The organism is Deinococcus cellulosilyticus NBRC 106333 = KACC 11606, from assembly GCF_007990775.1.
Lineage (GTDB): Bacteria > Deinococcota > Deinococci > Deinococcales > Deinococcaceae > Deinococcus_C > Deinococcus_C cellulosilyticus.
The window spans coordinates 1-19,665 of the sequence record NZ_BJXB01000053.1; the positions used below are offsets into that span (position 1 = coordinate 1).

Below are 19,665 nucleotides of genomic sequence, written 5' to 3' on the forward strand. Positions count from 1 at the left end.
ACCCTGCTGGAAACCTGGACTGTGTGCACGTTTGACCAGCGTTCCCTGCTTGAATTGTTTGTGACGGAATTCTGTCCAAGCGTTCCTTTCATTTTGGCAGGTCACCTGCACATCCCACCTCGCAAAGATAAACCTACGGCGGTGATGGGATCAGAAGGGGTTTTCCTTTCTGGGATGCCGGTCACGTACCCGCTGGCTCCACTCAAGAGATATTTGGCAAGGCTGCACACCTCAAACGACATCAAGAAGCTTGAGGAGAACACCATCAAAACTGCACACCGCCTGCACTTTGAAGACCTCGCAAAGCCTGTTCAGAAAAGGGTTTTCCAAGCAATTTCAGAGATGGTGGAGCTGTCAAATGTACGCTAACCTGTGGTATGGAAAAGTCCAGAAAATCCCTTCTTATCGGTTTCGTCGTTAGTGTCAGCTTTCTCGTCAGCTGTGCCCAGGTCGCTGCTGTTCCAGCCTCACCGTCTGGGACTAAGGTCACGCCTCTTCAGTGGCCCTACGAGCAGTGCAGCAAGTGTTAAGCGGATTTTTTTTGCCTAGGCTTCGTTACAATTTGTTTTGAATTTCCCCCTTGATGTGAGCGAAAGTTTTAAATTCGCTCACATCTATAGGTTGTTTACCTACCCTTTTTGGGGATGGTTCCCAGAGAAACCGTGTTCTAGAATGGTTTTTTGAGGGTTCAAAAAAACTCCCACGCATTCCAAGGACCGTCTGCAACAACTGACCTGGATATGGTGGGAGGAACCCGCGAGGAGTCCAATATGGATTATAGACTGGAGCAATCGTTACTATCTATCGTCAACACAAAACTGGCAGATGAAAACCTGCCCCCCCTCATGGCACTGATTGCCCTGAGAAAAGAAGAATTTGCCCACTGGTTGCCTGATCTGCCAGATTCCACCAAAGCAGATCTGTGTGACTTGTTGGAGCGGGTCTACATTCTGGGGCTGCAGGATGGAGCCAGACCACTGGGCAGTTTGCTCCAAGTGGACATCTCCACTCTGAGCCCTACCCCTTAGCAGTACGATACTCACAATAGATTGCGTTCCACACGCACAGGCCACCCAGACGGGTGGTCTTTTTCATGGGAGAACCAATGCCTGACACCACCAACCTCGGACAGCTGTCCAGACGCTGCAAAGTCTGCATGTCCCCCCTGCAGGAAGAAATTGACCTGATGCTGCTGGGGGAGACCCGGCACGATGACGGCACGCCCTGGAAATACGAAGAAATTGTGGATTGGTGCCATGCCAGGGGCTTTTCTGTTGCAGAGGCAAGCCTCAGCAGGCACCGGACCAACCACCTGATGCCCAGCGTCCAGGCGTCCCTGGAAGTCGAGCGCCAGATGGAAGCCATCAGCAAGGCAACCGGGAAGCAACTGAGCATCCATTCTGCCCTGATGAACACCATTGTCATGAAGGTGATCAGGCGTCTGGACGATGATGACCTGGATGGCGTTGCCATGGACAAAGTGCTCAGAGTCGCTGTGCAGGCATCCCGAACCGCCATGAACCTGAAAAAAGCCGAAGTGGTGCTGAATGCTGACCGGGTGAAGGAAATTGCAGGCAAGCTCTCCGAGACAGGCAACATGAGCCCTGAAGCCCTGAGGGCCATCCGGCGTGACCTGTACGGCCTGATAGATGAGGAAGACCCCGATGCCCAAACCGAATAAGGGTCTCCTGCTGCCTTACCAGAAATCCTGGGTGCTGGACAAAAGGCGCTTCAAAATCGGTTTGATGAGCCGTCAGTCAGGAAAATCCTTCGGGGCCACCCTGGAATATGTGGATGATTCTGTCACCCACAAAGACACGTACATTTACCTGTCCAGTGGAGAGCGTCAGGCCGCTGAACTGGCTGACAAAGCCAAAACCCACCTGCAGGCGTACCAGATGGCTGCCAAAGAATTCGAAGACCGTTTCCTGGGAGAAACAGGCTTTGAGTGCAAGAAACTGGAGCTGAAACTGCCCAACGGTTCCCGACACATTTTCGTGCCTGCCAACCCCGACACCGTGCGTGGCTTCTCCGGGAATGTGCTGTGGGACGAAGCAGACATTCACCCCCTCAACAAAGAAATCTGGGGTGCCCTCTTCCCAATCATCACCCGGCACAAGAGGTACAAGCTCCGGCTGATCAGCACTCCCAAACTGCAAGGCCAGTTCAAGGACATCTGGGATGAAGCCTGGGACAGCACCCTGAACCAGCCCAGAGCAGAAAGCATCTGGAGTGCCCACAAAATCACCATCCATGATGCTGTCAATCAAGGACTGGACGTGGACCCCGATGAGCTGAAAAGGGCCCTTAAAAACGATCTGATGTGGCAGCAGGAATACCTTCTGGAATGGGTGGATGAGGACACAGTGCTGCTGCCTTACAGCATCATCATGGCTGCAGAATCCCAGGCCGCCACCATGGAATACCTGGGCAACATGCTCAATGCTGCTGGAGAACTGTACCTGGGCGTGGACATCGCCTGGGAACGACACCTGTTCGTCATCTGGTTGCTGGAGAAGGTCGGGGATCTGTTCATCACCCGTGCGGTGATCCGCATGCACAAACCCACCGTGAAGGAAGCCCGTGAACGGCTGTTTTCCCTGATCCCCTTCTGTGTGCGGGTTGCCATTGATGCCACAGGTCCCGGCATCCAGATGGCAAAGGAAGCCAAAGAACTATTTGGTTTGAAGGTGGAAGGGGTCACCTTCAACAACAAGAACAAAGAAGACATGGCCGTGACCACCAAGCGGGTGCTGGAAGACCGGAAGTTCCTGATCCCTGCAGAAGAAGGTGTCCGGGAAGCGTTTCACGCCATCCGGGTGATGCGGACCCCAAATGGAGCACTCCGCTTTGATGCAGAGAGCACCGACCAGGGCCACGCCGACGAATTCTGGGCAGCTGCACTGGCCCTCAGCATTGCCGTCCAGAAATCCTCCCCTTACCAAGCTTCCAGACGGAAGTCCAGCAGGAGATAAACCATGAGCAAGAAACCCCAGATCATCACCTTTGACGAACCCAGCGTTCGCAGTTTCACGGAATGGACCCCTCCGATGGTCCGCCAAGCTCTTGCCCTCACCTTCAATGGGCACTGGAGCCAGGCCGGATTGCTCATCGACGCCATGCTTGGCTATGGTCGGATTCAATCGGTTCTTGGAGTGCGGTCCCGTGCCCTGCAAGCCCTCGATGTGGAGTTTGAAGGGGCAGGCAAAACCATCCTCAAGCATTTGGAGAATGACCTCTGGAATTTCTTCCCAGAAGACACACTGCAGGAAATGCAGACGTATGGCTGGTGTGCTGGAGCGGTGCTGGTGGAACTGGAATGGACCAGCACAGATGGCCGCTGGATTCCAGTCATCAAGACCTGGCATCCTTCCCTGCAAAGATATGACACCCTGCAGAAACAGTGGTATGTCCGGCAACAGTCTGGTGTGGAGGTGCCTGTGACACCTGGAGATGGGAAGTGGGCAGTGTTCAGTCCCGGTGGACGCCGGAGACCCTGGACTGGAGCCCTGGCACGACCTCTGGCAATTCCCTTTGTGGCTGCCCACTACAGTGTTTCAGACTGGGGTGGATACAACGAATTGCACGGGCGACCCATGCGGGTCGGTGTGGGTGCCAGTTCTGCCCCAGAGCGTGACGCGATGGCCGATGACCTGTCTGGACTGGCAGGAGACACAGCCATTGCCCTGCCCCCTGGCTACGACGTGAAACTTCTGGAAGCCACAGCACGGACGTGGACCAGTTTCAAAGACCAGATTGACTGGGCAAACTTCGAAATCGCCATCACAATACTGGGTCAGAACACCACGACTGAAGTGCAGTCCGGGTCTCTGGCTGCAGCGAAGGTGCATGACCAGGTGCGTGGGGACATTCTGGAGGCGGACGCGGCCTACATGAGCACCTGGCTGCACCAGAACATTTTGCCCCGGTACATTGAATTCAATTTTGGGAACAGCCCTGTGCCCTGGGTTTACTGGGATGCAACCCCTCCCAGCGATGAAAAAACCGAAGCGGAAGCCCAGAAGACCAAGGCAGAAGCAATGGGTGCTCTGGCTGATGCAGTGACCAAACTCAGGGCTGCAGGGATGAACCCGGACGTGGATGCCCTTTTGGAACAGGCAGGCATTCCAGTCACTCAGCCTGCCACTGATCCGGCCACACCAGAGCAAGAAGCTCCGGTGAAAAGTCGGTCCACGGGTCGCCTGATGGCCCTGATGGGCACAGAGCTGTCTCCAGTTGCCAGAGGGCAACTCTATACCGACCACCTCATTGGACAGGCTTTAAAAGCCGCTGGAGAAGACACCGTGCTTGCCGTCCTCTCTGCCCTGGAGGAAACCAGTGATTTTGGAGATTTCCAGACCCGACTGGGCATGATCGCTGCATCTGCCCGTCCGGGAGAACACGCTGAGATTCTGGAAGCGGCTCAGCTTGCGGCCCACCTTGCCGGACGCCTGGCCGTCATTGAGGATGCCTGATGACCTGGGACCCTTTTGAGCAGGCTCCACATGACGCCATCAACTGGTTCAGGGACCGTGTGCCTGTCACTGTCTCAGAATGGAGCACCCTGTCCCAGGATGCCCGAAGACGTGCTTTTTTCATTTCCGGGACCAGCCAGCTGGACCTGATCGGGGACGTACACAAGTCTCTTTTGAAAGCCCTGGACGAAGGGAAATCTTTTGCTGAGTGGAAGAAGGAAATGCGGCCACGCTTGGAAGCTGCCTGGAAAGCTTCTGGTCAGGGACCGACCACCACAGCACAGATCAACAACCGCATGGGCACCATCTTTCAGAACAACATTCAGAGTGCATATCAGGCCGGACGCTTCAGGCAGATGACCGACCCGGATGTCCTGAAAGAGCGTCCCATCTGGGTGTACGTCAGTGTCATGGATGACCGGACCAGTGACCGCTGCAGGAAATTGAACGGCACGACCCTGCCCCACGATGATCCCTTCTGGGTCAAGAACCATCCACCCAGACACCCCAGGTGCAGGTCCAGCATCAGGTCCATTCCTGCAGGAGACGCACAGCTGAAAGCTGCCCCTGCTGGTGTGCAGGCAGAACCGGGATGGGGCACCATGCCGAAACCTGGAGAATGGGCCACAGAGATGAGCAAGGGTGTGGGGCAGGGTGCTGCAGCTGCCCAGTGGACCCCAGCCTGGAACGGAAATGCCCCAACTGCTGTGAAGGGCTATGGCCTGCCTGCCCAGTTGCCTGCTCGTCCGTTGCCAAAGCCTCAGGCTACACCAGCATCACGTCAAATGATGTCGGACCCGCTGGACACCGTGCTGCTCTACAATCCTGAGATTGCCCCCCTGCCTGCAGGGGTGTCCAGTGAGGTCCTGCAGGAGACCCTGGAGAACCCTGCAGAGATCTGGCTGATGCCCATGCAGAGCAATAAGGGCACTGTGGTTTACAGGCAACGGCACATCTCCAGCTACCAGGATGGAGATGAAACCCTGCTGGTGATCGTGGAGAGTCACCGGGGTGTGGTGATCGGCGTTCAGGTCCTGCCAGCAGAGAAGTCAGAAGAGGTCAGGCAGGGATTCGTCCGACATCAAAAGAAAAACAAATGAACCACATTGGTTTCTTACATGCCTTTTACAACTAGGGATTTTACTTACCTCACGACCAAAATAAAAACGACACCCATTTCATAAACTGAGAGCAGAGGTGAAGTATGTACGGTCTGGTAATCCTGTTGGTGATTGGATCATTTGTGGCCCCCTTCTTTGTGGTTCGCAAAATGAAGGGTTGCATGAAGTTCATTGTGGGTTTTGGTGTGTGGGTGCTCATGCTCTCACTGGCAGGTGGTGTGAGTGTTGGAATCAACAAGCAACAGCAATACACCCTGAGGGTGATGGTGAAACCTGCAGGTTCCAAAGTGGTCGTGGCTGGGGAAAAAGTCAACCGCACAGCAACAGGTTCAAACAAGTTTGGGAACCTCAATGGCGGAGATTACACCATCACCGTCAGTAAACCGGGCTATCAGAGTGAGACTGTCTCGGTGTATCTCAATGAAGACCACACCGAAGCAGTTGGGCTCATCACCCTGAAGGAGGCCAGAATTCAGGCTCAGAAGGCGGCTAGAGAAGCCAAAGCACAAGCGGCTAGGGAAGCCAAAGAAGAGGCCGCACGGCTCCGCAAAGCAAATTACAGCACCCTGGACTTCCAGACCCAGTGCATGAGCATGATTCAGGAAAAACTCAAAGCCCCCAGCCAGGCAGACTTCAGTTTCAACTCTGACCCTTATGAAACCACCAAAGGTTATGAGTGGGTGTCCTATGTCGACGCTCCGAACAGTTTCGGCGTGAAACTCAGGGCAGACTTCGTGTGTTCCTTCTCCTGGGCGACCAACAAGATCAGTTTCGTGATGCAGTCCCGGTAATGGAGATATCCAAGAACACACCAGAAAATTCCAGTACGCTTTGAATAGCTGAATACCTGAGCACCATCCCAGACCACCCGCGAGGGTGGTTTTTTGTTAGGAGTCGCATGAACAGACGCACAGCCCTGTCCCTGATCCCGGTTGGCAATTCACCCCCTTCTGAGATTCGCATGTTCGCTTATGGCGAAACGGAGACCACCCGTGGACCGTTCACCCTCACACCAGAGGGAGCCCAGCGGATTGTGACCTTCTGGAATGACCGTGGGACCGACTGCAGTGCCGATTACGAGCACGGCATGCTGAACGCCATTCTGGGCACAGGTCAGTCCGTGCCCAGTGCTGCAGCCTTCCAGCTGGAAGCCAGAGAGGATGGCCTGTGGGCTGTGAACATCCGCTGGACTGAGAAGGCCAGTGCTCACATCGAAGCTGGAGAGTACAGGCATTACAGCCCTCTTTTCTATTTCGACCCGGACACCCGTGAGATCACTGAATTCATCAATTTCGCCCTCACGAACGTCCCAGCCATCAAGCACCAGTCCCCTCTGATGGCCCTGTCCATGAGCATGCCCGACCTGTACGCCCAGATTGGAGCCGCACTGAAAAACGAATTCGGTGCACAGGTCAGCATCAACACCGTCTTCACGGACTACGTGGTGTTCGACGTGTGGCTGGACGGCTCCGGCTACAAGACCTTCCGCACTGGATACCGCCTGGTCGGTGACCAGGTGCAACTGGATGACACCGCAACCGAGGCACGACAGCAATTCCAGGACGTGCCCAATGGAGCAAACATGAAAAAAATCCTTCTGGCCCTCAGTGCCCTTTCTCCTGCCCTGCAAATGGGCAACCTCGCCACCGAAGACGATGCCGTGCGTGCATTGGGTGCCCTCTCCGGCTTCGCAACTTCTGCCCAGGAACTCACTGGAGCATCCAGTCTCGAATCTGCTCTGGGCGTGCTCTCCGCCTGGAAGCAAAGCCATCAGCAGGTTGCTACCCTCTCTGCCCAGTTGGAGACCCTGCAGGCGAAAGAGAAGACCCGTCTGATCCATCAGGCCATTCATGTGGACAAGAAGCTGACCCCTGCCCAGGAGGAATGGGCACAGAAGCAGTCCATTGAAGCCCTGACTGCGTTTCTGGCAACGGCTCCGAAGATCGTGGGCGGCAACCACGACGACAATCCCTCTCCCCATGACCACATCACGGCAGAGCAATTTGCTGCCCTGAGTGGCCTGGAGAAAGCCGCCATCTACCAGCAGAACCCTGAACGCTACAAGCAACTCTCTGCTGAAGCCAAAACCCTCACCAGCAAAGGAAAGGCATAATCCATGACCACCACCACCAAAAATTCTGTGTTCATCCCTGAAGTTCTGGCCGACACCCTGCCCTCCGTTTTCGCGGGACGCAAAGCCCTCTACGGCACTGGCATCGTGGTGGTGAACCCCGGTCTGGACAGCCGCAGCCTGGGCGAAAAAGTGCAGGTGCCTTACTTCAACTCATTAGGGGAGTTCGAGGACCTGGCAACCGATGGGGACGAACTCACCCCCGCAGAACTGACCAGTGCTGACGATGAAAGCCCTGTGCTGCACAGCGGCAAGGCGTTCAGTATCACCAAGTGGGCTCAGATGGCCGCTGCAGGGGACCCCTACCAGGAAGCTGCAAACCAGATCAGCGAAGGGGCGTTCCGCCGCTTCGACAAGGCTCTGATTGACAAGGCAACCACCACCACCCTGATCAAAGACCTGACAGGTGAGGCCACCAAAACCTTCAACTGGAATGGTTTTGTGGAAGCCAAACTGCTGTGGGGCGATGAGCAGGACGGCATGGTGCTGATGATCGTGCACTCCAAGGTGTACGGCGACATGCTCAAAGAAAAAGATGAGCAGGGCCGCCCTCTGCTGGTGGACATGCGTGACGGCACCCTGCCCCGCTACGGTGGCATTCCCGTGGCTGTCAGTGACCGCTGTAAGGTGATCCCTGCAGCTGGAGAAACCCCTGCCAAGTATGAAAGCTACATCGGCAAGAAGGGTGCATTGGCCCTCTGGTACAACAGCGACTTCGGTCTGGACACCGACAAGAACATCCTCAAGGACTCCAAAGAGGCCGCTGTGCACATCTACTACGTGGCTCACCTGTACCGCCGTTGTGCTGGTGGCACCAAGCCCGGAATTGTGAAGATCATCAGCCACTGAGCCCTGAAGCCCTGCAGGAGGAATCCCCATGTACCTGAGCATCACTGACCTGACAACCAAAATGCAGAAAACTGTGCTGCTCAGCAAAGTGGACGATGAGGGCACCAAGGTCCTGGACCTGACCCCCAGCACTGAAGAAGATCCAAACCCCCAGTATGACCGGGTAATGCAAGCCCTGGAAGCCGCCTGTGAACTGGCAGATTCCCACATCGGCATGCGTTACCCTGTCCCACTGGACCCATGCCCGAAAGTGGTCCGTGACCGCTGCCTGGACATCGCCATTTATGAACTGTGGTCCAGAAAGGGCATTTCCCCGGAATCCGCTGATGAAATCGTGGAAAGAAAGTACACGGCTGCAGTCAAATGGCTGGAGCAGGTCGGAGAGGGAAAGGCTGTCCTGCCCATCCCGAATCCTCCTGCAGAAACCCCCACCACCCCCAGCGGCAGCCCCATCGCTGTTCGCACAGCGGAACGGAGGGGATGGTGAGCAGCACCAGGCAGGTCATTCAGGGCATGGACGCCCTGCAAACGGAGCTGAGGCGACTCAGCACCCTGCGTCTGGAGCGGATTGCCAAACCCATCGCGGAGCAGATGGTCACCAGCACCAAGCAGCGGTTCATCGAACAGCACGACCCCCAGGGCAACCCCTGGACGCCCCTCTCACCCCGGACCGTTGCCAAGCGTCTTGGAGGCAGCAAAGCCTACACCAAGAAGGGGCAACTGCGGAAGTCCGCTGTGCGTCGCATGGCCGCCATGAAAATCCTCATAGACACTGCTGACCTGATGAACAGCATCCAGTGGAACGTCAAAGGTGGACAGGTGGCATGGGGCACCAACAAGGATTACGCCAAAGTCCAGAACTTTGGGGGTCCTGCTGGTCGTGGCCTGGCAGTGAACATCCCTGCCCGTACGTTCATGGGCATCAGCAGTGAAGACCAGGACTACATCATCGACGTGGTGACCCGTCACGTCTCAGGAGGATCATGAACCAGATTCAGCTTGTGCGTGAACACCTGCAGGCCGGACTAATCGCTGCAGGTGTCCAGCCTGGAAGCATCCTGTTGCAGGTCCCCCTGGGAGAAACCTTCGACGGTCAAACTGCAGCAAGCATCCTGACATCACTTGCCCCTCTGGAGCATGTGAACCGCAAGGCATCAGGCACCGGAACCCATGCCAGACGTGTGCTCTGGGAAGCCAGGGTGCGATACACCGTGGAGATCGCCACCAGCATTGATCTGGTTGCCACAGAGATGATCCTCAACAATCTGCTGGTGTGGCTGGTCAACCACAAACTGAACGACCCGGTGAACGGAGAGCCGATCACCTTTGATGACCCAATGCAAATCCAGTGGGTCAGTGGAGACGGCACCCTGCTGCCCCCCACAAAGGTGATGGTGAACTTCACCGTGCTTGTATCCATCTACAACGACACCGAACTGGTCCAACTGACTGTGATCCTGCAACGCCGGATCGCTGGAGGAAACCCCGATGAGTAGAGAAGAACCCACCGTGTCCCGTGACGTGCATTACGTCGCTCCTGGCAGTGCAGATGGCAAGCACCCACCTGCACACCGTGCTGCGAAAGTCACGGCCATCCCTGACCTCAATGATCCCTGGACCATCAGCGTGGTCGTGTTCAATCCCACCGGGCTCCACTTCAACCTCTCCGTTCCCTACGACGAAACCGGGCAGAAGCCAGGGACCTGGCACTACCCCGAAAGGAAACCAAATGCCTGACGACAAACCCAAAACCGAAAGCATCGAGGTGATTGCCAGACGCCTGAAGGTGCGTGACGGCCACCTGAATGGCCTGCTGCTCCGCAAAGGCTGGGCATACGGCCACCAGATCACCGAAGACGGCTTCAAGGCCGAGTTGCAGAACTGGCTGAAGGGACCTACGGTCGCTCCCGTGGAACCCACCCCAGCAGCTGCAGACCTCTCCACTGAGGAGGAACAACAGTGAGCTTGCCTGGCGTGACAGTCCAGAAAAAAGACGGTGGCCTGGGGTCCATCCCGGAGTCCGCTGACGGAAAACGCGGCATCGTGGGCGTCTGCACATCCGGCACCCCCAACCAGATTTACATCCTTGTTGATCCTGGGACCGTGGTGGGTGTGCTGGGTCGGGGACCCCTGTCGGATGCAGCCATCACCCAGCTCCGTGAAGGTGGAGGGGTCATCTACGCTGTGCCTGCAGAGGCAAGTATTGATGGCACCATCACCCCTGATGTGGGCAATCCCTCCAGTCCTGCAGTCACCCTGGGCACCACCCCCACGGAAGCCCTACTGGTCCATGCGAAGATCACCAAGAGCGGTGCTCTTGGTGCTGGACAGTTCCAGTTTTCTCTGGACGGTGGTGACTCCTGGAGTCGCAGCTACACCCTAGCTGCAAGCTTCGCCATTCCCGGACGTGGCCTGACCCTGACCTTTGCTGCAGGAAGCTACACCGTGGGAGCCACTTACAAGTGGACCGTCACCGCTCCCACCGCTTCCATTGGAGATCTCCAGACTGCAGCGGAAGTCCTCAAAGACAGCCCTTACCTGATGGAATGGATTCACTTCGCCCAGCCCGGCGACAACTCCCTCTGGGCTGTGGCTGCCAGCGTGGTGGAAGACTGCTTCCAGTCCTACAAGTACACCCACGCCATCTGTGAAGCCCCCGCCCCTGGAGCCAACGTGAATACCTGGGTCAGCACCACCCTGACCGGTTACCGCAACAGCTTCCAGAGCCGTGATGTTTCCGTCGTGGCGTCCTGGGCGGAGGTTGTGGACCCCACTGGCCTGCAGGTGGAACGGAACGTGGCCTCGAAGTACATCGGGCGTCTCAGCAAGTATGGCCTGGCAGACAACCCTGCCCATGTGGGTGCTGGTGCCATCAACGGCATCCAGGTTCCCAGTCCCTTCCACACCGGAACCTACGGCAAGGCGTCCGACTACAACAATGGTCATGCTCTGGCCCTGGATGAACTGGGTTACGTGGCCCTCATGCAGCATAAAGGACGTGCAGGTTACTTCTTTGTGGAAGGCCGCACGATGGCAGACCCCAGCTCCGATTACTCGAACATCATGAATGTCCGGGTGATGAACAAGGTCATGACCCTCAGCCGTCAGGTGTGGCTTGACCAGGTGCAGGGCAAAGTGGACCCCACCAACATCGAAGCGTCCCTGGCCTACATGGTCGCCAAGAGCAATGCCGTCCTGAACCTGATGGCTGCCCGTGGTGAACTCATCGGAGCCAGCATCAGCATCCCTGCAGGTCAGGACGTGCTGTCCAGCCATCAGATCATCGTCGAGATCCGGGTGATTCCCTTCGGCTACACCCGTGAAATCATCCTGACCGTCGGCTACGAAAACCCGCTGCTGCAAGCAGCCTGAGGTGAATCATGGGCAAACAGATCAACGGTAAATTCTACGACTGGGGCGACGTCACAGTGAACCTGCCCCACGGCACCATGCTCGACGGAGAAGAAATCAACTACTCCGACGAGATGGGCGTCAACCGCTCCCAGGGCAAAGGACTCGGCACCCGTGGCTATGGCCGCAGCCAGTACAAGTCCGGTGGGGACATCACCCTCAAGCGGGAAGAGTACAACCGCCTGGAGAAAGCCGCTGAAGGCGGCATCTACAGCATGAAGCCCTTTCCGATCACCGTCAGTTACGTCAACGAAGACGGTGAAACCGTCACAGACACGCTGGAGCACTGCATCTTCAAGAAACGCGACTTCAAAGCAGGCGAAAAGTCTGACTTCATGACCGTCAAGCTCGACTTCGAAATCCTCGGCCAGATCCTCACCAACGGCAAACCCGCCTACAAGGAGTAAACCCACATGCTGAAAACCACCGTGATCCAGATCAATGACGACACCAACGACACCACCCATGAGTTCACTTTCCGTGAACCCACCACCCCTGTGGTCAGCCGCTACTTCAGCATGGCCGGAAAGAACCTGCCCAAGGCTTCCCATGAGTTTTGCAATGACACCATCGTCCCAGAGCAGAAAGACCAGTGGCTGAACGTCCTGCAGACGAAACCCGGTTACGCGGTGCAGGCCGCCAACCGCATGCTGGACCTGCTGGGGTACGGTGCTGAAACAAAAAAGATCGAACGCCCAACTGGTTCGAACAAAGAATCGGCCTGATCCGGTTCTTTCTGCACCAGGAACCTGCAGTCAACTTCGATGACTTCGAACAGCAGGCGGCCCTGGCAGAGTGGATGGAGGACCGCTACTACGACCAACTGAGCGTCCGCATCGCCAACAACCTCGGTCAAGTTCTCGGATAGAGCAGGAGCAGGAGACCCCTGCTCCTGCTTTCACAGGAGAAACATGTCAGTATTCAACCTTCAAGTGCTGATCAACCTGGTGGACAGGCTGTCCGGTCCCCTACAGGAACCCATCCGGCGACTGCAGGAACTGGAACGCCAGTCCAACCGGGTGACTCAAAGCATGCAGAACATGCAAACGGGTGCGTCCCTCATGGCTGGAGGTCTGGGTTTAGCCGCCCCTCTGATCTTCGGTGCGAACGAAGCCATCAACTTCGAGGACAAACTGGCCGATGTCAGAAAGGTGATGGATGAACTGGAAAACCACCAGGTCTTCCAGAAGATGGGAGCGGACCTCAGACGCATGTCCAACGTTATTCCCATGACGGCACAGGACCTCACTGAAATTGGTGCATTTGCGGCAGCATCCAAACTGGAAGATACCCGCAAAGGTGTCCTGAGAATGATTGAGGACTCCGCGAAAATGGGTGTCGCTTTCGACATGTCAGCAGCAGATTCCGGTGAAGCCCTCGCAGGTCTCCGCAACATCTTTGGACTCACTGAAGATGGGGTGGTGGAACTCGGGGATGCTGTGAACTATCTGGGCAACAACACCAGTGCCCGGGCCAGAGACATGGTGAATTTCCTCAACCGTGCCGGAGCGGTCGGCAAACAAGTGGGCTTGACGGCCATGCAAACTGCAGCCCTCGGCAACGCATTCCTGGCCCTTCGCACACCCCCTGAAATTGCGGCACGGGCTGTCACCCAGGGACTGATCCCCAGCCTGCAAACCGCCACCCGTCAAGGGAAGAAGTTCGAAGAGGCTGCAAGGAGCATTGGTCTGACTGCCCAGGAGATCCAGGACAGCATGAAAATGGACCCGCAAGGGACCATCCTGGATGTGCTGGAGCGAGTCAACAAGTCCGACAACAAGATGCTGGTCCTCACTGACATGTTTGGTGTGGGCTGGGCTGACGACATTGCGAAACTCGCAGGCTCCATGGACGTGTACTACAAAGCCCTGGGGCTCGTCTCAGACAAAACCAAGTACGCAGGCAGCATGCAGAAAGAGTATGAGGGCCGCATCAACACCACCAAGACCCAATTGAAACTGCTCTGGAACGGGATCACCAACGTTGGCGGAGCCCTGGGTGACACCTTCTTGCCTTACATCAAACAGGGTGTGTTGTGGACCAACAAGCTGGGCCAGGGCATTTTCGAGCTGACCCAGAAGCACCCCACACTGACCCGCATGATCACCTTTGGGATGATTGCCGTGGCCCTGCTGACTCTTGCCATAGGTGGAACCATCTTCGCTCTGGGCATGTTCGGGTTCATGGCAGCCAATGCCAGTGCAGGACTCACGCTGCTGAAGATGAAAGCAGCAGACGCCAGGACCTACATCACAGCCCTCAGGAACAGCCTGGTCGCACGCATCACAGGGGGATGGATTCCTTCCACCACAGCCCAGATGCAGATGTTTGGAGGGGCAACAACCCTGAACCAGATCGCCCTGCAGGGCTTGCGGCAGGCATTCCTTGGGGCTGCCCGTGCAGCCTGGGCATTCCTGGCCCCCATCCTTGCCAACCCCATCACCTGGGTGGTGGTGGCTGTCCTGGCTCTCGCTGCAGCATTCGTGGTGTTGTACCAGCGTTCAGAAGCCTTCAGGCAGGCTGTTCAAAACGGTCTGGCTCCGTTGCAGGTGGCCTGGAGGCGGTTCCTGGGCACCGTCGAACTGCTGAAGAAAAGCTTCTCTGGACTGGCTGAAAGTGTCGCCAAAGCCCTGAAGTTCGATTCGGCCCAGAAGATGTTCTTCACCTTCCTGGGATGGATCATGTTCGGAGTGGGCTTCGTGCTTGGCTTCATCGTCGGACTGGCAACGATGGTGGTCACCAAAGTGCTGGACACCTTCAGTGCCGTGTTCCTGATCTTCTCTGGGCTGTTCACCTGGCTGCATGGCGTCCTGACCGGGAACAGCAAACTGATCCAGCAAGGACAGAAGCAGTTTCTGGATGGCATTCACCTGCTGTGGAAGACCCTGCTGGGCAACACCATCCAGGCTGTGGTCACCTGGGTCCCCAAGATCTGGAAGGCATTCACAGACTGGCTGCCAGGAGCCCTCAAAGCCATCAAGGACTGGTCCACGGACCTCTTCCATGCTGGAGCCCACCTGGTCAGTGGCCTGATTGACGGCGTCAAGAGCAAAATCACCGGAGCGGTCGACGCCATCAAAGGTGTTGGCAATGGGATCATGACCCAGTTCAAGAAAGCCCTGGGCATCCAGTCGCCCAGCCGGGTGTTCAAAGGCTTCGGTATCCACCTGATGGAAGGACTGTCACTGGGCATCGAGGGCACAGCCAAGAAAGCCGCTGACGCCACCAAGAAAGCCGCTCTGGGTGTGATGGGAGCAGCTGCACTCACCCTCCCGGTGAGCGTGGCCGCACCCGCAACGCTGCAGGCTCCTGCAAGGGTCCAACAGAGCCAGGTGCTTCAAGGTTCTGCAGCACTGCAGGCCACCCATCCGGTACTACAGAAAGTCAGCCAGATCCCCGAGATTCCTGAACTTGAGAACCCAGTCATGGATGCACAGGGACAGGTCAAGACTGCCCTGGAGCATCATGAGCTGAAGACCGTCAGCCTGCAGGCACCTGCCAAGAAGGAGAAGGAAGAAGCAGCCCAGAAGCCTGCAGACCAGGGTCTGGCAACCATGAACTTCGCTGGAGCCACCATCATCTTCCAGATGCCTGAGGGGTCCAGTCAGGATCAACTGGCGGCATTTGCAGCACTCCTGCAAAGCCTGAAACCCGCCACGTAAACCAACTGGAGATATCCAAAAAGACCACACCACTTTCATCTATGCTGAGTAAAGTTTAGCGACCCCGAGAGAAAACGCTCTCGGGGTCGTGCTTTTGGGAGACGCATGGGCGAATACCTACAACCCGACACACAATCCATCAAGGTGGGCGGAGTCCTGCTGCCAGGGATCATCACCGGAATTGAGGTCAGCGGTGAACTGCGTCTGGAGAAACAAAAGACAGACGGCAAGAGTGGCAGCACCACCCTCCTGAAAGGCTTTGAAGAAGCGTCCATTCGCGTGAGCCTGGAACTCCTTGCTGGAGACAGCGAAATCAAGTCCCTCGAAAAGGTCTTCAAGGGGTACGCGTCTGCCCTCAAAAGCAAAGGAGTGCGGGTTGTGAACCGCCATCTGGATGCTCGTGGGGTGAAGCTGCTGGTCTTCAAGAAACTCACCACCAGAGACGATTACGCCAGAGGAATGGTTGTGGCCGAACTGGAGTTCTCCGAATATGACATGGAAGCCGCCCGACTGGAAGATAAAGATGCAGCAGGCTCTGGCCTGGGATCAGGTCTCGGAAACGGCACCGGATCAGACGGCCAAAACAATGGCAAAGGCAACGACGGCAAGACTGGAAAAGCAGGAGTTTCCAGCCCCGTGGATCAACTCTTTGACATGGGAGCCAAGGGCTACACCCTGGGCAACAATGTCGCCCAGAACCCTCTGGGCACCCTGGGTGGGATGGTTGGCAAATGAGGACCTTCGAGCTGTCTGAACCCTATGCCAGAGTGAACGGTCTGCCCCTCACCAGCCTGCAGGTGTCCAGCTCTCTGGTGGTGCCATGGAGGTCCGCCACCATCCGCTCTGATGCCCTGCAGGGACAGGTCAGTTGCATTGCCGGGTACAGAGGAAAGGGTGAGTGGCCCGTCTTCCAGGGACTGGTGGACTCCCCAGAGTCAGACGTGCTGGGCACAGGTCACGCCGTTGCCAGAGGACTCCATGAATGGCGGAAGGTACTGCCTGCCCAGTCCTTCCAGGACCCCGACCTGCAGACCGTGCTGCAGTTTGTGGCAGCACAGTGCAGCGGCAAACTCTCCAGTGCCGTAAAGGGTGGTCGCAGACGCCACTACTCCTACCGCCCAGCTCCTGCCTACCAGATTGTTGCAAAAGCCCTGCAGGACTGGGCCATCGACCATGTGCTGCTGGAACTGGATGGAGGGACCCTCTACGCCGGACCAGAGCAGACCAGCCCACACGCCCAGGTCGGGGTGCAAGCCGAACTGGTGCACGGACAGAACATCATCCACCTCAAAAGAACATCCGCTGGAGGATTCACCGTCCGCACACTGGGCATGCCGTGGTTGCGGATCGGTCACCGCATCCAGATTCAGCACCCACTGCTCACCGGATCTGCCCGGATCTGTGAGCAACACATGGAATTCTCTGACCGGAACACCACAAGCGAATTGAGGGTGATGCCCCTATGAACCACGATGAAACGAAACAAAGTGTACGAGCCCTGATCTCCATGCTGTTCCCAGAGCTGGCCGAACGCACCCACATGCCCCTCAGAGGCAAGGTGACTGCAGTCCACGGGGATGCTGGAGATGTCCAGCCACTCTCCGGCCCACGTCGATACAGCGTGGACGTGCAGCCCATCCTGCCAGACGGCTCAGACGATCCAGATCGTGATGTGCTCCTGGATGTGTCCCTGCCCGTGCAGTGGGCAGGCCACAATCGGGGCATCTTCTGTCTGCCAGACATTGGGGCCGTCTGCCTGGTCGGGTTTGTCGATGGCAATGCTGCATTCCCCTACGTTCACAGCTTCCTGCCCGATGGATTCTATCTGCCGTCTGTATCACCCGGAGACTGCATCATCCTCTGGAATGGCGGCGAAATCAAGCTGAGAGAAGGCAACCCTGGTCTGAGTATCACCGTCTCAGGAATGGCAGAAATCACAGCCAACACTGTGCTGGTCAACAGTGGAGACATTCAACTGGGCGGCCCCGAGGGCAAGCAAATCGCATGCCTGGGAGATGTGGTGGTCAGTGGTTTCACACCCATCGGGGTGATTGCCCCGCGTGAAACCATCCCCACCAACGGCAGCCAGACCGTGAGGGCCATATGATCCAGGACCTCTTGTGGGAAAACGGAGACATCGTGCTGGACAGTAGAGGGCAACCCGTGATGATCAGCGATGCTGATGTTGTTGTGCAGGACCTGAAAGCCCGATTGCTCTGCCCGAAAGGGGCACACTGGGCACACCCTGCAGCAGGCTTCGACCTTTTGCCTTATGTCCAGGGCAAGCTGACTGATCTGACCATCCTGGAACTGGAACAGGAAATCGAACTGGAATGCCAGAACGATGCCAGAGTCCGCACTGCAGACTGCCAGGTCACTGTGTTGGGTCCCGGACGCTTCCAGGTTGCTGTGGTGGTCCAGCTGACCGACCAGACCTTGATTGAGTTTGGTCTGACCCTGGGAGCCCTGGCATGACCATCGACAAAGTGCAGTTGCAGACCCCACTCCTGCAGGAGCTGGTGAGCCTGCTGCTGTCATCTGTTCCAGACACCAGCCCATTGCAGAACCAGGATGAGTTCAGCGTCTGGAAGACCTATGTTGAATTGGCCGCTCAGACGGGACAGGACGCCCGTAAGCTGATCTCTTTGCTGAGTCCGATGGGTTACGTGCTGTACGCCACTGGAGCCTACCTGGACGAGCACGCTGCCGGACTTGCCCTCTCCCGCATTCTCGAAAGGTATGCAAAAGGACTTCTGGACGTGACGGTCAGTCAGCCAGTTCTGATCCCCGCAGGGCACATTGTTCAGACCCTGCCCGATGGTCAGGGCAACGTCCTGAAATACATCGTATCACAGGACACCCCACTTGCTGTCCCAGGCGGCAAATTGCCTGTGGTTGCTGAAGAGGCTGGATCGAAGTACAACATCACTGTAGCCAACCGGGTGAAGACTCTGGTCACTGTGGTGTCTGGAGTCACCAGCATCAACAACTCTGCAGACTGGCTCACCCAGCTGGGCGTGGACCGGGAGACTGATGAGTCTTTGCGGACCAGGTGCCTGCTCAGGTGGCCTGCCCTGTCCAATGGCAGCATCAAAGACAAGTACATCCTGACCGCTCTGTCTGTCCCAGGCATCACCAAAGTGCTGGTCCGGGACCAGCACCCGAACGGTCAGGGCAGTGTGGACATGTATGTTGCCCCACCCACAGGCATGCCCACCGACGAGCAGAGGCAGGAGGTCCGGGACGCCCTGGAATACGTGCGTGCCCTGACCACCAACCTGAGGGTTCTGGCCCCTGCACCTGTCAGCCGGGATGAGACAGTGACCATCTACCGCAACCCTGCAGACAGCCGCACAGCAGATGACTTTGAGGCCATTGTGCTGGGTGTCATGAACAGCCTGGGACCCGGACAGACCTACTACCCCAGTGCCGTGGCAGACGCCATCTACGGCACCCCCAAAGACCCGAGCATCTACGGTGTGGTGCTGCCCTCACTGGCTCCAGTGACCTGCACAGAGACGCAGATGATTGTGCCTGGGACCATCACGGTGGTGCTTGCATGATCACCGTTTACCCCCAGAATCCAGAACTGGAAGCCCAGGTGAAAGGGTACCTCCTGCAGCTGCTGCCCCCAGAGCGGGTTCCTGCAGCAGGAGGGATCATGGACCAGTTGGTGACCCTGCTGTCCTATGGGCTCACCCAGCACCAGATTGCTGCCATCGACATGGTGCTGACCTGGTTCGCCCGGTTCAGTTCTCCTGCAGGACTGGACACCATTGCTGCAGGCAAACGCCTGAGCAGGTTTACCGGGGAGAACAGCGATGCCCTGGTGTCCAGGGTGAACGGTGCCTTTCCCTTCTGGGAACTGGCAGGAACCAAACCCGGAATGCTCCTGATGCTGCACCAGATGGGCTACGCAGGACCAGACGCCGTTCACCCGTGCCGGATCATCGAGCACTACGAAGACGAACCAGATGCATGGGCAGAGTTCAGTGTGATCTTGTACCCCGACAGGA

The 19,665-nt window shown here is 57.1% G+C and carries 23 protein-coding genes; all 23 read left to right on the top strand.

The window, feature by feature from the left end:
• Positions 1–770: 770 nt before the first annotated feature.
• Complete coding sequence (locus DC3_RS27770) at positions 771–1,028, top strand: hypothetical protein (RefSeq protein WP_146891709.1); 258 nt, start codon at positions 771–773, stop codon at positions 1,026–1,028.
• A 77-nt stretch (positions 1,029–1,105) separates the two neighbouring features.
• A complete protein-coding gene (locus tag DC3_RS27775; protein ID WP_186816314.1) occupies positions 1,106–1,681 on the top strand; it encodes a phage protein Gp27 family protein in 576 nt (191 codons plus the stop codon).
• Positions 1,665–2,975 carry a terminase large subunit domain-containing protein gene (locus DC3_RS27780; RefSeq protein ID WP_186816315.1) on the top strand — a complete coding sequence of 437 codons (1,311 nt, stop codon included), beginning with the start codon at positions 1,665–1,667 and terminating at the stop codon, positions 2,973–2,975. The genes DC3_RS27775 and DC3_RS27780 overlap by 17 nt, the downstream gene beginning before the upstream one ends.
• Before the next feature lie 3 nt (positions 2,976–2,978).
• Entirely contained in the window at positions 2,979–4,475 is a 1,497-nt protein-coding gene (locus tag DC3_RS27785; RefSeq protein WP_146891719.1) for a phage portal protein family protein, read from the top strand.
• The gene (locus tag DC3_RS27790) at positions 4,475–5,575 is read left to right on the top strand and encodes a phage minor head protein (RefSeq protein ID WP_146891722.1); all 1,101 of its coding nucleotides are present in this window, start codon (positions 4,475–4,477) and stop codon (positions 5,573–5,575) included. Before DC3_RS27785 ends, DC3_RS27790 begins: the two co-directional genes overlap by 1 nt.
• Positions 5,576–5,679: 104 nt before the next feature.
• A complete protein-coding gene (locus DC3_RS27795) occupies positions 5,680–6,387 on the top strand; it encodes a PEGA domain-containing protein (protein ID WP_146891727.1) in 708 nt (235 codons plus the stop codon).
• Positions 6,388–6,494: 107 nt separating this feature from the next.
• A complete protein-coding gene (locus DC3_RS27800) occupies positions 6,495–7,709 on the top strand; it encodes a phage protease (protein WP_146891730.1) in 1,215 nt (404 codons plus the stop codon).
• A gap of 3 nt (positions 7,710–7,712) precedes the next feature.
• Positions 7,713–8,576 carry a phage major capsid protein gene (locus DC3_RS27805; protein WP_146891733.1) on the top strand — a complete coding sequence of 288 codons (864 nt, stop codon included), beginning with the start codon at positions 7,713–7,715 and terminating at the stop codon, positions 8,574–8,576.
• Positions 8,577–8,604: 28 nt separating this feature from the next.
• Complete coding sequence (locus DC3_RS27810) at positions 8,605–9,063, top strand: gp436 family protein (RefSeq protein WP_146891736.1); 459 nt, start codon at positions 8,605–8,607, stop codon at positions 9,061–9,063.
• The gene (locus DC3_RS27815; RefSeq protein ID WP_186816316.1) at positions 9,057–9,563 is read left to right on the top strand and encodes a phage virion morphogenesis protein; all 507 of its coding nucleotides are present in this window, start codon (positions 9,057–9,059) and stop codon (positions 9,561–9,563) included. The genes DC3_RS27810 and DC3_RS27815 overlap by 7 nt, the downstream gene beginning before the upstream one ends.
• Positions 9,560–10,072, top strand: coding sequence for a hypothetical protein (locus tag DC3_RS27820; protein WP_146891741.1), 513 nt, complete (start codon positions 9,560–9,562; stop codon positions 10,070–10,072). The genes DC3_RS27815 and DC3_RS27820 overlap by 4 nt, the downstream gene beginning before the upstream one ends.
• Entirely contained in the window at positions 10,065–10,313 is a 249-nt protein-coding gene (locus DC3_RS27825) for a hypothetical protein (RefSeq protein ID WP_146891744.1), read from the top strand. Before DC3_RS27820 ends, DC3_RS27825 begins: the two co-directional genes overlap by 8 nt.
• Complete coding sequence (locus DC3_RS27830) at positions 10,306–10,539, top strand: hypothetical protein (protein ID WP_146891746.1); 234 nt, start codon at positions 10,306–10,308, stop codon at positions 10,537–10,539. Before DC3_RS27825 ends, DC3_RS27830 begins: the two co-directional genes overlap by 8 nt.
• Positions 10,536–11,948: a DUF2586 family protein gene (locus tag DC3_RS27835; protein WP_146891749.1), complete on the top strand. Its 1,413-nt coding sequence runs from the start codon at positions 10,536–10,538 to the stop codon at positions 11,946–11,948. The genes DC3_RS27830 and DC3_RS27835 overlap by 4 nt, the downstream gene beginning before the upstream one ends.
• An 8-nt stretch (positions 11,949–11,956) precedes the next feature.
• Positions 11,957–12,394 carry a hypothetical protein gene (locus DC3_RS27840; protein WP_146891752.1) on the top strand — a complete coding sequence of 146 codons (438 nt, stop codon included), beginning with the start codon at positions 11,957–11,959 and terminating at the stop codon, positions 12,392–12,394.
• Between the two features lie 6 nt (positions 12,395–12,400).
• Complete coding sequence (locus DC3_RS27845) at positions 12,401–12,712, top strand: DUF6848 family protein (RefSeq protein ID WP_146891755.1); 312 nt, start codon at positions 12,401–12,403, stop codon at positions 12,710–12,712.
• Positions 12,713–12,898: 186 nt separating this feature from the next.
• Positions 12,899–15,649, top strand: coding sequence for a phage tail tape measure protein (locus DC3_RS27850; protein WP_146891758.1), 2,751 nt, complete (start codon positions 12,899–12,901; stop codon positions 15,647–15,649).
• Between the two features lie 105 nt (positions 15,650–15,754).
• Positions 15,755–16,384, top strand: coding sequence for a hypothetical protein (locus DC3_RS27855; protein ID WP_146891761.1), 630 nt, complete (start codon positions 15,755–15,757; stop codon positions 16,382–16,384).
• The gene (locus DC3_RS27860; protein WP_146891764.1) at positions 16,381–17,115 is read left to right on the top strand and encodes a hypothetical protein; all 735 of its coding nucleotides are present in this window, start codon (positions 16,381–16,383) and stop codon (positions 17,113–17,115) included. The genes DC3_RS27855 and DC3_RS27860 overlap by 4 nt, the downstream gene beginning before the upstream one ends.
• Entirely contained in the window at positions 17,112–17,756 is a 645-nt protein-coding gene (locus DC3_RS27865) for a phage baseplate assembly protein V (protein WP_146891767.1), read from the top strand. The genes DC3_RS27860 and DC3_RS27865 overlap by 4 nt, the downstream gene beginning before the upstream one ends.
• A complete protein-coding gene (locus DC3_RS27870; protein WP_146891770.1) occupies positions 17,753–18,124 on the top strand; it encodes a DUF2590 family protein in 372 nt (123 codons plus the stop codon). The genes DC3_RS27865 and DC3_RS27870 overlap by 4 nt, the downstream gene beginning before the upstream one ends.
• Positions 18,121–19,212 carry a baseplate J/gp47 family protein gene (locus DC3_RS27875; protein ID WP_146891773.1) on the top strand — a complete coding sequence of 364 codons (1,092 nt, stop codon included), beginning with the start codon at positions 18,121–18,123 and terminating at the stop codon, positions 19,210–19,212. The genes DC3_RS27870 and DC3_RS27875 overlap by 4 nt, the downstream gene beginning before the upstream one ends.
• Positions 19,209–19,665 (top strand): hypothetical protein (locus tag DC3_RS27880; RefSeq protein WP_222594846.1); only part of this gene is annotated, 457 nt, incomplete at its 3' end. The genes DC3_RS27875 and DC3_RS27880, both read left to right, overlap by 4 nt.

Bases quoted from the DNA above. Each gene is read 5' to 3' on its own strand.
- DC3_RS27770 (WP_146891709.1), top strand. From the start codon at position 771: ATGGATTATAGACTGGAGCAATCGTTACTATCTATCGTCAACACAAAA.
- DC3_RS27775 (WP_186816314.1), top strand. From the start codon at position 1,106: ATGCCTGACACCACCAACCTCGGACAGCTGTCCAGACGCTGCAAAGTC.
- DC3_RS27780 (WP_186816315.1), top strand. From the start codon at position 1,665: ATGCCCAAACCGAATAAGGGTCTCCTGCTGCCTTACCAGAAATCCTGG.
- DC3_RS27785 (WP_146891719.1), top strand. From the start codon at position 2,979: ATGAGCAAGAAACCCCAGATCATCACCTTTGACGAACCCAGCGTTCGC.
- DC3_RS27790 (WP_146891722.1), top strand. From the start codon at position 4,475: ATGACCTGGGACCCTTTTGAGCAGGCTCCACATGACGCCATCAACTGG.
- DC3_RS27795 (WP_146891727.1), top strand. From the start codon at position 5,680: ATGTACGGTCTGGTAATCCTGTTGGTGATTGGATCATTTGTGGCCCCC.
- DC3_RS27800 (WP_146891730.1), top strand. From the start codon at position 6,495: ATGAACAGACGCACAGCCCTGTCCCTGATCCCGGTTGGCAATTCACCC.
- DC3_RS27805 (WP_146891733.1), top strand. From the start codon at position 7,713: ATGACCACCACCACCAAAAATTCTGTGTTCATCCCTGAAGTTCTGGCC.
- DC3_RS27810 (WP_146891736.1), top strand. From the start codon at position 8,605: ATGTACCTGAGCATCACTGACCTGACAACCAAAATGCAGAAAACTGTG.
- DC3_RS27815 (WP_186816316.1), top strand. From the start codon at position 9,057: ATGGTGAGCAGCACCAGGCAGGTCATTCAGGGCATGGACGCCCTGCAA.
- DC3_RS27820 (WP_146891741.1), top strand. From the start codon at position 9,560: ATGAACCAGATTCAGCTTGTGCGTGAACACCTGCAGGCCGGACTAATC.
- DC3_RS27825 (WP_146891744.1), top strand. From the start codon at position 10,065: ATGAGTAGAGAAGAACCCACCGTGTCCCGTGACGTGCATTACGTCGCT.
- DC3_RS27830 (WP_146891746.1), top strand. From the start codon at position 10,306: ATGCCTGACGACAAACCCAAAACCGAAAGCATCGAGGTGATTGCCAGA.
- DC3_RS27840 (WP_146891752.1), top strand. From the start codon at position 11,957: ATGGGCAAACAGATCAACGGTAAATTCTACGACTGGGGCGACGTCACA.
- DC3_RS27845 (WP_146891755.1), top strand. From the start codon at position 12,401: ATGCTGAAAACCACCGTGATCCAGATCAATGACGACACCAACGACACC.
- DC3_RS27850 (WP_146891758.1), top strand. From the start codon at position 12,899: ATGTCAGTATTCAACCTTCAAGTGCTGATCAACCTGGTGGACAGGCTG.
- DC3_RS27855 (WP_146891761.1), top strand. From the start codon at position 15,755: ATGGGCGAATACCTACAACCCGACACACAATCCATCAAGGTGGGCGGA.
- DC3_RS27860 (WP_146891764.1), top strand. From the start codon at position 16,381: ATGAGGACCTTCGAGCTGTCTGAACCCTATGCCAGAGTGAACGGTCTG.
- DC3_RS27865 (WP_146891767.1), top strand. From the start codon at position 17,112: ATGAACCACGATGAAACGAAACAAAGTGTACGAGCCCTGATCTCCATG.
- DC3_RS27870 (WP_146891770.1), top strand. From the start codon at position 17,753: ATGATCCAGGACCTCTTGTGGGAAAACGGAGACATCGTGCTGGACAGT.
- DC3_RS27875 (WP_146891773.1), top strand. From the start codon at position 18,121: ATGACCATCGACAAAGTGCAGTTGCAGACCCCACTCCTGCAGGAGCTG.